Source organism: Actinoplanes sp. M2I2, from assembly GCF_023544445.1.
Taxonomy (GTDB): Bacteria; Actinomycetota; Actinomycetes; order Mycobacteriales; family Micromonosporaceae; genus Actinoplanes.
In genome coordinates this window covers 135277-148916 of record NZ_JALPVJ010000018.1, presented here as the reverse complement: position 1 = coordinate 148916, position 13640 = coordinate 135277, and the positions used below count along the sequence as shown (strand labels likewise).

The following is a 13640-nucleotide window of genomic DNA, read 5'->3' as shown; positions in this document are numbered from 1 at the left end:
CGCGCATCCCCAACGCCCTTACATCCAGTGAGGACAGAGAAAACCATGGCCAAGAGCCAGTTCATCCGCACCAAGCCGCACGTCAACATCGGCACGATGGGGCACGTCGACCACGGGAAGACGACCCTGACCGCCGCGATCACGAAGGTTCTCGCCGACCGCGACCCGGCCTCCAACCGGTACGTGGCGTTCGAGGGCATCGACAAGGCGCCGGAGGAGGCCGCCCGCGGCATCACCATCACCATCGCGCACGTCGAGTACGAGACGCCGGCCCGGCACTACGCGCACGTCGACATGCCGGGTCACGCCGACTACGTGAAGAACATGATCACGGGCGCGGCTCAGGTCGACGGGGCGATCCTGGTCGTCTCGGCGCAGGACGGCTCGATGCCGCAGACCCGCGAGCACGTGCTGCTCGCCCAGCGGGTCGGCGTGCCGTACCTGGTGGTGGCGCTCAACAAGAGCGACGCGGTCGACGACCCGGAGCTGCTCGACCTGGTCGAGCTCGAGGTCCGGGAGCTGCTGAGCGAGTACGGGTTCCCCGGTGACGAGGTGCCCGTGGTCCGGGTCAGCGCGCTGAAGGCCCTGGAGGGCGACCCGCGGTGGGTGAAGTCCATCGTGGAGCTGCTCGACGCGGTCGACAGCTACGTGCCGGTCCCGCCGCGCGAGCTCGGTGAGCCGTTCCTGATGCCGATCGAGAACGTGCTCACGATCAGCGGCCGGGGCACCGTCGTGACCGGCAAGGTGGAGCGGGGCACGCTGCGCGTCGGCGAGCCGGTCGAGGTCGTCGGGCTCGGCCCGACCATCGCGAGCGTGGCGACCGGTCTCGAGACGTTCGGCAAGTCGCTGGAGTCGGCCGAGGCGGGCGACAACGCGGCCGTCCTGCTGCGGGGCATCAAGCGTGAGCAGGTGCAGCGCGGTCAGGTGGTGGCGGTTCCGGGCACGGTGACGCCGCACCAGAAGTTCGAGGCGCGGATGTACGCGCTGACGAAGGAGGAGGGTGGCCGGCACACGCCGTTCGAGACGAACTACCGTCCGCAGTTCTTCTTCCACACCACCGACGTGTCCGGTGGCCTGGACCTGGGCGGGCTCGACCTGGTCATGCCGGGCGACACGCTCGACAAGGTGACGGTGACGCTGGGCAAGCCGGTCGCGCTCGAGGTGGGCGCCGGCTTCGCGGTGCGCGAGGGCAACCGTACGGTCGCCGCCGGCACAGTGACGGCTCTGCTCGACTGAGACAGCGGGAATGACGGGTGGCCGGTGAATGCCGGCCACCCGTCTCGTCTTGGGTCACGTCTTGGGCCGGGGCGCCAGGGCGACCAGCAGCAGCAACGGGATCAGCGCGGCCATCGTGGTGTCCAGCCCGATCCGGTCGGCGACCCAGCCGATCAGGGCCGGGCCGAGCAGGATCCCGGTGTAGGTGAAGGTGGTCAGCCGCGACACCAGCACCGCCGTGGCGGCGCCGGACAGCCGGCCGACGGCGCTGAACGTCAACGGCACCAGCACCGACGAGCCGAGCCCGGCCAGCGCGAACCCGGCCACCGCCACGGCCGGGCGCGGGGTCAGCACGGCCACCGCGAGCCCGCCGGCCGCCGTCATCGCCCCGAGCCGGAAGAGCGCGTTGCCGCCCCGGCGGCCGGTGAGCCGGTCCCCGGTCAGACGTCCCAGGGTCTGCCCGGCCGTGTACGCGGTGATGGCCGCCGCGGCCAGGCTCAGCGAGGCACCCCGTTCCTCGTGCAGGAAGATCCCGCCCCAGCCGAGCGTCCCACCCTCACAGATCATCAGCACGGTCGCCGTGAGACCCAGCACGACCAGCGATCGGCTCCAGCCGCCGCGCGCGACGGTGCCGGTGGTGGCCGGCTCGGACGCGGCCCGGCCCGTGTCGGGCAACCGGCGGCCGACCAGCAGACCGCCGACAAGCAGGACGGCGGCCGCACCGACGAGATGGGTGGCGAGCGAAACCCCGGCCTGGGCCAGCGCGGCGGTGGAGAGCGAGGCGACAACCGCGCTCGCGCTCCAGGCCGCATGGCAGCCGTTGAGGATCGGTCGTCCGGCCGCCCGCTCGACGCCGACCGCGCTCGCGTTCATGGCCGCGTCGGTGGCGCCATGGACCGCGCCCAGCACCGTCCCTCCGGCGATGAACCACCACGGCCCCGGCGCGACGGCGATGCCGGCCAGCAGCAGCGGCATGATCCCCAGGGCCACCCGCAGGATCGCTCTCGTGCCGACCCGGGCGGTGAGCGGGCCGACGGTCTGCATGCAGGCCAGCGCGGCCAGGGCGAACAGCAGCCCGCTGAGCCCGAACCGCGCGTCGCTGAGATCGTGGGTGGTCTTGAACGACGGGGCGCGCACGATGTAGGTGGACAGCGTCAACCCGTTCAGAAGGAAGACCGCGGTGACGGCCCACCGGTCGTGTCTCTGCTGTGGCGTGGGTCGATCGAGGGTACGGGGACTGACGGTCACGCGGGCCTCCCGTTGCCGGACGCGGAACCCGGGCGGGTCCCATGTCTCCGACGAACGGCGCCTCCCGGATCTGGACACCAGCAGCGTTCTTTAAGGTTGACGCGTGATGTTGCCGCTGCCCGAGGGCGAGTTCGACGCGTACCTGTTCGACTGCGACGGCACGATCGCCGACTCGATGCCGATCCACTACCAGGCCTGGCAGTTGGCATTGGAGGAGTGGGGCGCCGAGTTCCCCGAGGAGCTGTTCTACGCGTGGGGCGGTCGCACGCCGGCCTCGGTGATCGCCGACCTCAACGCCCAGCAGGGCCTGGCGATGCCGGTCGAGGTCGTGGACGCCCGCCGCGAGCAGATCTTCCAGGAGCTGCTGCCCACGGTCGAGGCGGTGCCCGAGGTTCTGGAGCACATCCTCGACGCGTACGGGAAAGTGCCGTTCGCCGTCGTCTCCGGAAGCAGCCGCGAGTCGGTGACCGCGTCGCTGACGACGCTGGGGCTGCTCGACCGGTTCGAGGCGATGGTGTGCGCCGGTGACTACCTGAACGGCAAGCCCGACCCGGAGTGCTTCCTGATCGCGGCGTCGCTGGTCGGCGTCCCGCCGGAACGCTGCCTGGTCTTCGAGGACACCGACTTCGGCGTACGCGCCGCCGCAGCGGCGGGGATGGCAGCCGTACGCGTCCCGCCGCCGTGGCAGCGGCACCCGGCCGGGCTCAGCTGAGCCGGGGCAGAGGCCGCCGGATTCACCTGTAGCGGCACCCGGCCGGGCTCAGGCGAGCCGGGGCAGAGGCCGCCGGATTCACCTGTAGCGGCACCCAGCCGCGGCTCAGCTGAGCCGGGGCAGAGGCCGCCGGATTCACCTGTAGCGGCACCCAGCCGCGGCTCAGCTGAGCCGCCGCTGAGGCCGCCGGCGTCCAGTCGCCGAAGCCGATCTGCTCGGCCGTCGCGCTTGGCGTGTAGCGGCGGCACCCGGCCGGGCTCTGCTGAGCCCGGCCGGACAGTCCTGGTTGAGGCGGCCGGTTTCGCTTGTGGCGCGGCAGCTCGGCTGGGCTCAGCTGAGCCGCAGGTAGTCCAGGTTGAAGCCGCCGGTCTCGCAGAAGACGGTGACCAGCTGGTCGCCCGCGGCCAGCGTCACCGGCACGTGCACGGACTGGTAGGCCGCCCAGCCGCCGGTGTCGGGCACCGACACGGTGGCGAGGTTCGTACCGGCCGCGTCCCGGAACGAGATGGCGTCCGCCGCGACCGCGCCCGAGCCGTTGGCGACCCGCAGCTCCAGGTCGTACGAGCCGGCCTGTGCGACGTCGACGCGGTAACTCAACGAGTTGCCGGCGGCGGTCCAGCCGATGTTCTTGCCGCCGCTGGCGCCCGCGTTGCTCTCGACGAAGTTCGCGCCGCCCTCGGTCCAGCCGGTCTGCGCGGCATAGGACTCGGCTTCGACCCGGGCGCCGATCGGGGCGCCCTTCGGCGTGACGGTGACCGTGACGCTCACTTCGTCGCGGGACGCGCCGTCGGTCACGTAGAAGGTCAGTTTCTGCGTGCCGGCGGTGGTCGGGCTCAGCGTCACCACGCCGGTCGCCGCGTCCAGCGAGACGCCGGCGGGCAGATCGGTGGCGTAGTAGGCGAGCCGGTCCCGGTCGCGGTCGGTCGCCGACAGCCGGAACAGGGTCGTCGCGTACTGATCGGCGGTGAGCGCCGGCACGTCCCGCAAGACCGGGGCGTGGTCACAGCGGGGCGGATCGGCCTTCCACCGGTACGTGGCGTAGGAGCCCGCCGGGACGCTGACGACGAACGACTGGCCGCCGAGCACGACCCGGACGCTGCGGGCCGACGCGGCGGAGTTGCCCAGCACCGCGGTGAACCGGTCGCCGTCGCGGTAGACGACGTTGCTGACGCCCGCGGCCGGCGCGCTCGATTCCACGCGTACGTCGTCCGGGGACAGATAGCGGGCGAACTCACCCAGCATGTAGAGCTCGTCGCGGACCGAGAAGGTCTTGGTGTCGGTGTTGACCTTGACCAGCCGGTCGGGCCACTTGGTGGTGCGGCCGACTTCCTCCCAGTCCACATTGTTGTCGCGCTTGTCGGTCCAGTGCAGCGTGCCGCCGGTCTGGTCGGTGGCCTGCGCCCACAGCGTGTAGCTGCTCGCGTCGAGCCGGAAGTAGTTGAGCACGGTGGCCGGGTTGAGGTCGCTCGTCTCGGTCATGTGCACCGGCTTGCCGAACTCCCGGCGGGCGTCGCGCATGACGGCGGGATCGCCCCAGTACGGGTGGAAGGCGATGGCGTCGGTGGCCTGGCGCGTGGCCGGGTCGTTCATGATCCGGTAGTAGTTCTTGGTCGCCGTGCTGTTCGGGTCGCGCCAGTCCCAGAAGTTGAAGTCGTGCACGTAGAGCTCGGTGTCGAGGCCGGCCCGGCGCACCTCACGTTTGATCGCGACGGCGAGCTTCTGCTGCTGCTCGACGCTGATGTCCATGGCCGGGTAGACGACGTCCATACCGGGCTCGTTCAACATCGTGATCGCGTCAACATTGATTTCGTGTTGACGCATTGACTGGATGTACTTGACGTAATAGCGAGCGAACACGTCGATACAGTCGTCGCGCAGCTTGCCCACCTGGTAGTGCTCGGTGGTGCTGCCCGGCTTGAGCGCGACCTCACCGGTGAAGCGGTTGTTGGTCTTCATCCAGGACGGCGCGCTCCAGGCCGACGCGAAGAACGTGGCCCGGGGGTTGTACTTCTGGATCAGCTTGACCGCCTCGACCATGTGCAGGTCGATGTCGCGCTGGATGGAGAAGTACTTGAGGCCGAAGTCCTCGGTGACGCCCGCGGGCAGCTCATCGTAGGACCAGAACGGCAGGTGCTCAATCAGGTCCGGGCTGCCGATGGTCAGTCGGAACCGGTCGAAGCCCGCGCCGGTCTTCGGGTCGACCAGCAGGCGCACGGCCTTCTCGCGCTCGGCCGGGGTCAGCTTCCACAGGTTCGACACGCTGGTTTCGTCGATCGACATGCCGATGCCGCTGTAGCGCTGTCGTCGCTGCGACGGGTCGACGACGACGGTCGCGTCCACAGCCTTGCCCACACCGTCCCCGACCCGCGTCGTGGGCAGCGGCACCCAGGCATCGGCCGCCCCCGTCGAGTAGGTGCCCGTCACCGTGCTTCGCTCACCACCTGCCGTCGCAGGCGGGGCTGCCAGCAGCGCCGCGGCCGTCGATGCCACGGCCAGGGCCGCGGTCAAGGATCGCTTCACAAGATCTCCCAGGATATAGATCATCCACTATCCGCCCCGGGAGTTTATTAAGGTCTTTAACTAATAGGCAACACTTCGGAAACCCGGAACCGGGAGACGCCACCCGCGGCGTCGTCCACAAGCCAGAGTTGTCCACAGGTCAGCCCCGGTCTGACGAGCATGTCCGCCAGTTCCACAATCCACGCTGAGATGCAGTACAGACGTGCTGTCCACACGCACGTGTTTCCACAGCCGGAGCCACGCCTGGCGCGTATGTCCGTCGCTTCCCCGGTCCGGACTGAGCTGCAGCGTGCTTGCCGGTCTGTGTCTGCGGCGAGAGCCATCGTTCGGCATGAACGTGCGCGTCTCCTGATTCCGCGATCGGGGCCGAGAGGCGCCGTCTGACGTTGTCCACGGGTTGGGGTGGCCCACGGGTCGACCGGCCAGACTGCGCACGTCGGCTTCTTGCGCGACGGTTGTAGCTGATGGTTCCCAGCGGCACTCACATGTGGAGGTCAGCTTTCGTCGTCCGGGCGACGGATCGCGGCGGCCAGGGACGTGAGGAAGTCGGGGTTGTCGTCCGGGGCGACGAAGACGGGGCGGGGGCGCAGCTGCACCTTGGGGACCGGGCGGCCCTTGACGAACCAGGCGATCGCTCCGAACGGGGAGATCAGCAAGATGGCGAACATCCAGGCGGTCCACGGGGCTGTGCGGATCTCGTTCTCGTCGGCGCGGAGGCAGTCGACCAGGGCGATGATCACCAGCGCGAGGTCGAGCAGGAGCAGGAGAACGAAGACGCTAGCCATGTCCGGAAACGATCCCGGCTGACGGGGCGGCCGGACGGTCCCGGGCGGGTGCTTTCCGGTGGCGGCCGAGCTCCCGCGGTTCTGCGGGGAGCAGGGCGTCCGGGTGAGGTTCGCCGTGCGCGGGGGGGCAGGCTTTCGCCGGTATCGGCGGGTGGGCGTTCGGGTGAGAGCTGCGCGGCGGGCGGGCTTTCGCCGGTATCGGTGGGTGGGCGTTTGGGTGAGAGCTGTGCTGCGCGGGGGGCGGGTTTTCGCCGGTATCGGTGGGTGGGCGTTTGGGTGAGAGCTGCGCTGCGCGGGGGACGGGCTTTCGCCGGTCGTCGGTGGGGTGGGAGCTTGGATGAGGGGCGGTCTGCGCGGCGGGGGGCCGGGAGGGTGATCTGCCGAAGCGGGCGGCGGGCTGTCCCGGGCGGCCGTGGGGGCACCCGGGACCGGCCGTGGCTAGAGGGCGCTCACCAGTGCGGGCAGGTAGCCGTACGTGTAGCCGTTGACGTTGGGGTGGAAGGAGTTCTGTGGGGGGACGACGGTGAGGCCGTTCAGGTAGGGCGACGACGAGCAGATGCCGTGGCCGGCGAACTCGTCGCGTACGTCCGAGAAGGTGAAGCCGGCTGCTCGGGCGCGAGCCTCGATCACGTCGTTGAGCACCTGCGCGCCCTCGTTGAGAGCCCGGCGCTTGGCCAGGCTCATGCCGGCCAGCCCGCATGACGCCGACGCGGTGTCGAACAGGATCGGGTAGCCGAGCACCACGACCTTCGCATTCGGGGCCTTGCGTTCGATGGCCGCGTACGTGGCGTCGAGCTTGCCGGGCAGCGAGCCGGTGATGTCGGTGCGCGCGGTGGCGACCTTGTCGAGGCAGGCCGCGTCGGTGCCGACCTGGCAGCCGAGCACGGTGGGCGCGAAGCCGGCGTCGTTGCCCCCGATGGTGATGCTGATCAGGTCGGCGCGGCTGCTCAGGAACGGGATCTGCAGGCTTCGTACGTCGTTGGTCACGGCGCCGCCGCAGCTGAGGTCGGTGAACGACTTCGGCTTGTTCCGCGCTGCCCACTGGCCGGGGTAGCCCTGCTTGCTGCGCAGGCAGAAGATGTTCTGACCGGGCGCGCCCACGCCCGAGGAGTAGGAGTCACCGAGGGCGACGTAGTCGGTCACGGCTGGGTCGACGGCCGCGGCGGCGGGGGCCGCGACGACCAGCGACAGCAGGGACGTGGATATGAGACAGCCGAGAAGGGAAAGACGTCTGCCCATCGAGTGGCCTCCGGTCCGTGGGGGAGGGAAGCCGGAGCGCTCCGGTTACTGAACGGTAATTCAGTGTTGCGGGAAAAGAAACACGGTGACATTGCTGTTACGGGCTAGTAACGTTCATCGATGTCTTCGGCGTCGGCGCCGCCCCGGGGCGACGGGCTTTCACACGAGCGGCACAGCTGATCTTCAGGATGCCCTCAGACGGCCTCGCTAACGTCGGACCATGGAAGAGGAACGGGCACGCCGGATGGTCGAGACGCTGCGGGCACGCGATGTCTTCGCCCATGTGAAGTTGCCGCAGGCCGGCGTCACCCAGTACGGCATCCGCGTGGTGCTTCCCGACGGCCGCGAGGCCATCTGGGACAACGACGGCACGGCCGGGCTAGAGGCTCAGATCATGCGTAACGGCATCCTGGTCGGTTTCGTCCCCTCGATCCCCGACTCGGAGAACTTCGGCGACGGCCAGATCATCGAGGCGATCGCCACCGCCGACTACGACCGCCCGGTCGGCCGGTCCATCCCGTCGCGGCCCCGGCCCGCGGCCGACCGCCCGCCCTCGCCGATCTCCCTAGCTCAGCGCCTGCGCGGCGGCTTCCGCTCCTGACGCCGAGTCAGGGCTGATGCTCATGCCACCGGCTCGGGGCTGACGCGCACAACGCCGGCTCAGCGCTGATGCTCATGCCGCCGGCTCAGGGCTGACGCGCACAACGCCGGCTCGGGGCTGACGCGCACAACGCCGGCTCGGGGCTGACGCGCACAACGCCGGCTCAGGGCTGACGCGCACAACGCCGGCTCAGGGCTGACGCTCATGCCGCCGGATCGGGGCTGATCAGCTCGATCAGCCGGTCCAGCGCGACCGGCCACAGCTCCGGCGTCAGGCTGCCCAGCAGCGTCTCGGCCAGCGCCTGGGCGACCATGTCGATCTGCTCCTGTACGGCGGGGTCGAGCACGACGGGCGGCGCCTCGGACGGCGGTGACGGCTCAGGGGCGAGGCCCGGCGGTGACGGCTCAGGGGCGAGACCCGGTTCGGCGGGGCCCGCTTCGGTGAGGCCCGGTTCGTCCGCGACGAGCCCGGGGGCGCCACCGTGCGTACCGGGATCGGCCGGCAGGTCCTCCGGGGCGCCCACCAGATGCAGGTGACCGGTCGCCCGGGTCAGTGCCGTGTAGAGCAGCCGGTGCCCGCGCGGGTCGTCGTCGACGATGAAGCCGGGCTCGACCACGATCGCCGCGTCGAACTCGAGACCCTTGGCTTCGTGCGGGCTCAGCAGGGTGATCGCCGGGCCGCGGCCGTCGCCGGGAGCCGTTCCCCAGGGCAATTCCTCCGCCCGCAGCGCCGCCTCGATCTCGTCGCGGCAACGGGCCGGGCAGATGACCACGACCGAGCGCCCGTCCGCCGCGTGGTCGGCGGCCGCGGCGACCACGACGGCGGCCCGCCCGGCCGGGTCCACCGGGGCGATCACCGGGTCGGCCGTCCCGTCCCGCACGGTCGTCGGAGGCTGCACGCTGGGCGCCGCGGTCGGCAGCAGCTCGGCCGCGAGGTCGAAGATCTGGCGGGGCACGCGATAGCCGAAGCGCAGCTCGCGGTGCACGTGCGGCATCTCCGACGGCAGGTGCGCGAGCACGTCGTGCCAGTCGTCGCGCGCCCACGGGCCGGTCGACTGGGCCATGTCGCCGACCACGGTCAGCGAGCCGGTCGACGAGCGGCGGGAGACCGCGCGCAACTGCATCGGCGAGAGGTCCTGCGCCTCGTCGACCACGACATGGGCGTACGTCTGCGGTTCGAGGCCGGACAGGTGCTCGGCCTCGTCGAGCAGGGGCAGGTCGGCGTCGCTGAACGGCGGGTCCTCGGCCGTCACCCGGCACAGCGCGTCGATCTCGCGGTCGGTGAACTCGCCCGCGGCCGCCTCGGTCAGCAGAGCCCGCGAGGCGAACAGCTCGGCCAGGAACGTCGTCGCCTCGAACTCGGGCCACAACCGGTCGGCCAGCTGATCGGCCGCGTCCAGGATCAGCCGCGGGTCCTGGGTGCCGGCCACCAGCGCCGCCCGCAGCAGGCGCCGCCGGTCGCCGGCCGTCGCCTCGCTGGCCTTGGCCGTAGCGATCACCCGTTCGATCGTCGCCGGGTCGAGCCGCACCACCCGCCCCCGTACGGTGATGACCGACGGCAGGTAGGCCTGACGCTTGCGGCGTTTCTCGAGGGCCCGGCCGAGCAGGCCGGCCATCCGCGCCTCGCCCTTGAGCCGGGTCACGTACGGCGCCTCGGGCCGGCCGGTGACCGCCTTGGGCAGCAGCCCGTCGATCGAGCTGTGCGCGACCCCGTCATGACCCCAGGCTTCGAGCAGCGCGCGGGTGCGCCGGGCGAACGCGTGCGACGGACCCACGACCAGCACCTCGCCGCTGGTCAGACCCAGCTCGGGGTCGTCGAGCAGCCAGGCCACCCGGCGCAGCGCCGTGTCCGTCTTGCCGGTGCCCGGACCGCCCACGATCATCAGCACGCTCTCGGGCGCCGTGCGGATGAGCTCGTCCTGGGCGGTGCGGATGGACTCGGCGTACTCGCCGGCTCCGGCCAGCAACTCGTCCGGCGGCCCCGGGCGGGTCAAGGTCAGCTGCCTTCGAGCGGCACTTCGAGGCGTACGCTGCCTCGCAGATCGAGATAGACGCGGTCGGGCGCGCGAACCACCCGCATCACCACGTCGTCACAATTGGGACAGCGCGCCACCAGCCCGGGCGCCTGGTGCCACAGCATCAGGGTGGCCACCGCGTCGGTGTGCGTGCAGCCGGCACACATGAAGCGCGCCGAGGTCACGTCGACCGCGAAGATCTCGCGCAGATCGCCGGCCATGGCGTTGCCGTCGAGCGCCGCCGCCCTGTCCCCGGGTGCTGTCACGACGTCCCTCCGAAGCGTTCGGTGCGGATCCGGCGCGGGTCATGACCGAGCGCGACCAGAATGTCGGCTGCGGTCTCGACGAACGTCGTGGGTCCGCACACGAAGCAGTCCGGTGCGAAGTCCGGCGGCCAACCGTACGTGTTCAGGGCGGCCACGTCGATCCTCTTCGGGGGCGAGGGCCAGTTGTCGGGCGTCTTCCGGGTGTAGACGTAGTGCACGTCGAGCCCGGCGTCGTCGCGGACACGGCGGCGCAGCTCGTCGGCGTACAACAGATCCTCCGGCGTCCGTACCGAATAGATCAGCCGGAACGGCTGCTTGGTGCGGGCCAGGGCCCGCGCCCGCACCATGGCCATCAGCGGCACTACGCCCGAGCCGCCGCCGAGCAGCAGAACGGGCGCCGGCTGCTTGTCGCGCCAGACGAACCAGCCGCCGACCGGGCCGCGCAGCTCGACCTGGTCGCCGACCTGAACGGTGTCGGTCAGGTAGGGCGACACCTCACCGTCGTCGAGCCGCTGGACGGTCAGCTCGACCTTGCCGCCGGGCTCGGGCCAGGCCGAGGCGATCGAATAACTGCGCTGGGCGCTGTATCCGTCCTCGGCGGTCAGGCGTACGTCGACGTGCTGGCCGGGCAGGTGGCCCGGCCAGTCCGGAACGTCGAGCACCAGCGTGCGTGCCGTCGGCGACTCCCAGCGGGCTTCGGCAACGGTCGCCGCCCGCCAGATCAGTCGCCCTGATACCGCTGTTCGCGCCATGGGTCTCCGTACATGTGATAGCCGGCGGCCTCCCAGAAACCGGGGTCGTCCTCGGTCATCAGCTGCACGCCGTTGACCCATTTCGCCGATTTCCAGAAGTACAGGTGGGGAATGAGGAGCCGGGCCGGGCCGCCGTGTTCGGGCTCGAGATCCTCACCATCGAACTTGTACGCCACCCAGGCCTTGCCGTCGAGCAGATCTTCCATCGGTACGTTGGTGGTGTAGCCACCGAAGCTGTGGACCATCGTGTAGTCGGCCGCCGACTCGACGTCGGCCAGCAGGGTGTCGAGCGAGACGCCCCGCCAGGTGGTGCCGAGCTTGGACCACTTGGTGACGCAGTGGATGTCGACCGTGACGTCGTCGGCCGGCAGCGCCTGGAACTCCGTCCAGTTCCAGCTCTTCTGATCGCCGGTCTCCGTGGTGACGGTGAAGCGCCAGCGGTCGAGCGGGATGCGCGGGGTCGGCCCGGCCGAAAGCACCGGGAAGTCGTGGGTGAGGTACTGACCGGGCGGCAGTCCGGGCACCGACTCTCGTCGGCGGCCGCCGAATCCCCTGGAAATGATGCCCATGGGTGATGAGTAAACCGGATGATCTTTTCGGTGGACAGCACTCAGAGCCGGATCACGTCGCTTGTGGCGCCCGACACGACGACCCGGTGCTCCAGGCCCGGGACGAGGTCGACGAACCGGGCGATAGTGGTGGCCGGGTAGGTGCGCACGGTCGTCCACTCCGCACCCGCCCGCTGCTGGATCTCGACGGGTACGCCGGTGACTCCCACGACGACGACGGTGAGCTTGCCCGGGCCGGGGCGGACGAGCCGGATGTCGAGCCGGACGGGCGCTGCGGACGACGGGGTGGCACTCGGGCTCGGCGTCGCGGTGGCACTCGGGGCCGGGCTGGACGAATCGGTGGGCGTGGGCGTCTCGCTGGGGGTGGGCGTTTCGCTGAACGTGGGGGTCTCGCTCGGCGTCGGGCTGGGCGTGACCGTGGCCGGCGGTTCCGGCGTGGTGGTCGTGACTTCGGGGGCCGGCGCCGGCGCGACGGTGGTGACGGCCGGACTGGGGCTCGGTGGGGCGACGGTGGACAGGGCGGCCGCGGCGTCGATCAGACCGGCGCCGAAGTCGTCGTCGCGCCCCGGCTGGCCCAGGTCGACGGCCGACGACGCCAGCGCGGACTCCACCTGGTCGGGCGTGAGCGACCGGTCGGCCCCCTTCAGCAGCGCGGCCACGGCGGCGACGTGCGGCGCGGCCATGGACGTGCCGTTCATCCGTACGTAGCGGTCGCCCGGGAAGGTGCTGAGGATGTCGCTGCCCGGGGCGGCCACGTCGACGTACCCGCCGCGGTTCGAGTATCCGGCGACGCTGTCGTTCCAGGCGGTCGCGGCGACGGCGATGACACCCGCGTCGGCCGCCGGGAAACTGACCGGGCTGCCCTGGGCGCGGGCGTTGCCGGCGGCCGCCACGACCACGACACCCTTGCTGCGCGCGTACGCGACGGCGTTGCTCACCGCGGCGACCTGCCAGGTCGAGCTGATCGACATGTTGATGACGTCGGCCCCGTGGTCCGCGGCGTACGCGATGCCGTTGGCCACGTCCGACATGTAGCCGGAGCCGTCCGCCCCGAGCACCCGGACCGGCAGGATGCGGGCCTGCGGCGCCATGCCCGCCACGCCCACGCCGTTGCCGGTGAGCGCGGCGATCGTGCCGGCCACGTGCGTGCCGTGCCCGTGCGGGTCGACGGACGTGCCCTCGGTGTGGGTGATGAAGTCGGCGCCCGGCAGCACCTGCCCGGCGAGGTCGGGATGCGTGGCGTCGACACCGCTGTCCACAACCGCGACCGTGGTCCCGGCGCCGGTCGAGCGCGGCCAGGCGCCGTCGACCCGGACGCGGGCGAGATCCCACTGGGCGGGCAGGAGCGGGTCGACCTGGGCCACCGTCACCGGGGCGTCCAGCTCGACGCTGACGGCGCCCGGCGCGCGCTGCCCGTCGGCGACCAGCGCCGCGGCCGAGTCCCGGTCGGTGGCGGTGCGGGCGGCCACGACGGGACGGCCGTCGCGGTCGAGGCGGGTGCTCACCACCCGTACCGGACGGGTCTGGGAGACCACCGGCGGCAGCAGACCGGCCGGGCTCACGGAGAGATTGTGGGTCACCGGCCGCCAGGCCGGCTCCGGCTCCGGCAGCGCCAGCGCGACAGCACCCGCGACGGCGGTCAGGACGACGGCACCCACACTCAGCTTCTTCATGTCAGACCGATTCGGCAGCGCCGGTTGACATGACGGGGAGCGATGC

General features: G+C 71.1%; 12 protein-coding genes. 3 read left to right on the top strand and 9 right to left on the bottom strand.

What is annotated here, in order from left to right; all coding sequences use genetic code 11:
* The first annotated feature begins 45 nt into the window (after window positions 1-45).
* Entirely contained in the window at window positions 46-1236 is a 1191-nt protein-coding gene (gene tuf, locus HJC40_RS32835; protein WP_250007151.1) for an elongation factor Tu, read from the top strand.
* 54 nt (window positions 1237-1290) lie between these two features.
* Here tuf and HJC40_RS32830 read toward each other — a convergent pair whose 3' ends face one another.
* A complete protein-coding gene (locus HJC40_RS32830) occupies window positions 1291-2463 on the bottom strand; it encodes an MFS transporter (RefSeq protein ID WP_250007149.1) in 1173 nt (390 codons plus the stop codon).
* A gap of 106 nt (window positions 2464-2569) precedes the next feature.
* Between HJC40_RS32830 and HJC40_RS32825 the strand changes: the two genes are divergently transcribed.
* On the top strand, window positions 2570-3175 hold the full coding sequence (locus HJC40_RS32825; protein WP_284044066.1) for an HAD-IA family hydrolase: 606 nt from the start codon (window positions 2570-2572) through the stop codon (window positions 3173-3175).
* A 330-nt stretch (window positions 3176-3505) separates the two neighbouring features.
* Here the strand turns inward: HJC40_RS32825 and HJC40_RS32820 are convergent, their stop codons facing one another.
* From HJC40_RS32820 to HJC40_RS32810, 3 genes are all read right to left on the bottom strand, one after another.
* Window positions 3506-5695 carry a carbohydrate-binding protein gene (locus HJC40_RS32820; protein ID WP_250007145.1) on the bottom strand — a complete coding sequence of 730 codons (2190 nt, stop codon included), beginning with the start codon at window positions 5693-5695 and terminating at the stop codon, window positions 3506-3508.
* A 494-nt stretch (window positions 5696-6189) separates the two neighbouring features.
* Window positions 6190-6480 carry a PLD nuclease N-terminal domain-containing protein gene (locus tag HJC40_RS32815; protein ID WP_250007143.1) on the bottom strand — a complete coding sequence of 97 codons (291 nt, stop codon included), beginning with the start codon at window positions 6478-6480 and terminating at the stop codon, window positions 6190-6192.
* Between the two features lie 438 nt (window positions 6481-6918).
* Entirely contained in the window at window positions 6919-7719 is an 801-nt protein-coding gene (locus tag HJC40_RS32810; RefSeq protein WP_250007141.1) for an SGNH/GDSL hydrolase family protein, read from the bottom strand.
* A 220-nt stretch (window positions 7720-7939) separates the two neighbouring features.
* Here HJC40_RS32810 and HJC40_RS32805 point away from each other — a divergent pair, with 220 nt between their 5' ends.
* Entirely contained in the window at window positions 7940-8320 is a 381-nt protein-coding gene (locus HJC40_RS32805) for a hypothetical protein (RefSeq protein WP_250007139.1), read from the top strand.
* 202 nt (window positions 8321-8522) lie between these two features.
* Here HJC40_RS32805 and HJC40_RS32800 read toward each other — a convergent pair whose 3' ends face one another.
* From HJC40_RS32800 to HJC40_RS32780, 5 genes are read right to left on the bottom strand one after another with little or no spacing between them, the layout of a single operon-like run.
* On the bottom strand, window positions 8523-10313 hold the full coding sequence (locus HJC40_RS32800) for a UvrD-helicase domain-containing protein (protein WP_250007137.1): 1791 nt from the start codon (window positions 10311-10313) through the stop codon (window positions 8523-8525).
* Window positions 10314-10315: 2 nt separating this feature from the next.
* On the bottom strand, window positions 10316-10600 hold the full coding sequence (locus HJC40_RS32795) for a DUF6510 family protein (RefSeq protein WP_308200968.1): 285 nt from the start codon (window positions 10598-10600) through the stop codon (window positions 10316-10318).
* Window positions 10597-11352 carry a ferredoxin reductase gene (locus HJC40_RS32790; RefSeq protein ID WP_250007135.1) on the bottom strand — a complete coding sequence of 252 codons (756 nt, stop codon included), beginning with the start codon at window positions 11350-11352 and terminating at the stop codon, window positions 10597-10599. The genes HJC40_RS32795 and HJC40_RS32790 overlap by 4 nt, the downstream gene beginning before the upstream one ends.
* Entirely contained in the window at window positions 11322-11921 is a 600-nt protein-coding gene (locus tag HJC40_RS32785) for a sulfite oxidase-like oxidoreductase (protein WP_250007133.1), read from the bottom strand. The genes HJC40_RS32790 and HJC40_RS32785 overlap by 31 nt, the downstream gene beginning before the upstream one ends.
* A 41-nt stretch (window positions 11922-11962) precedes the next feature.
* The gene (locus HJC40_RS32780) at window positions 11963-13594 is read right to left on the bottom strand and encodes a S8 family serine peptidase (RefSeq protein ID WP_250007131.1); all 1632 of its coding nucleotides are present in this window, start codon (window positions 13592-13594) and stop codon (window positions 11963-11965) included.
* Window positions 13595-13640: the final 46 nt, after the last annotated feature.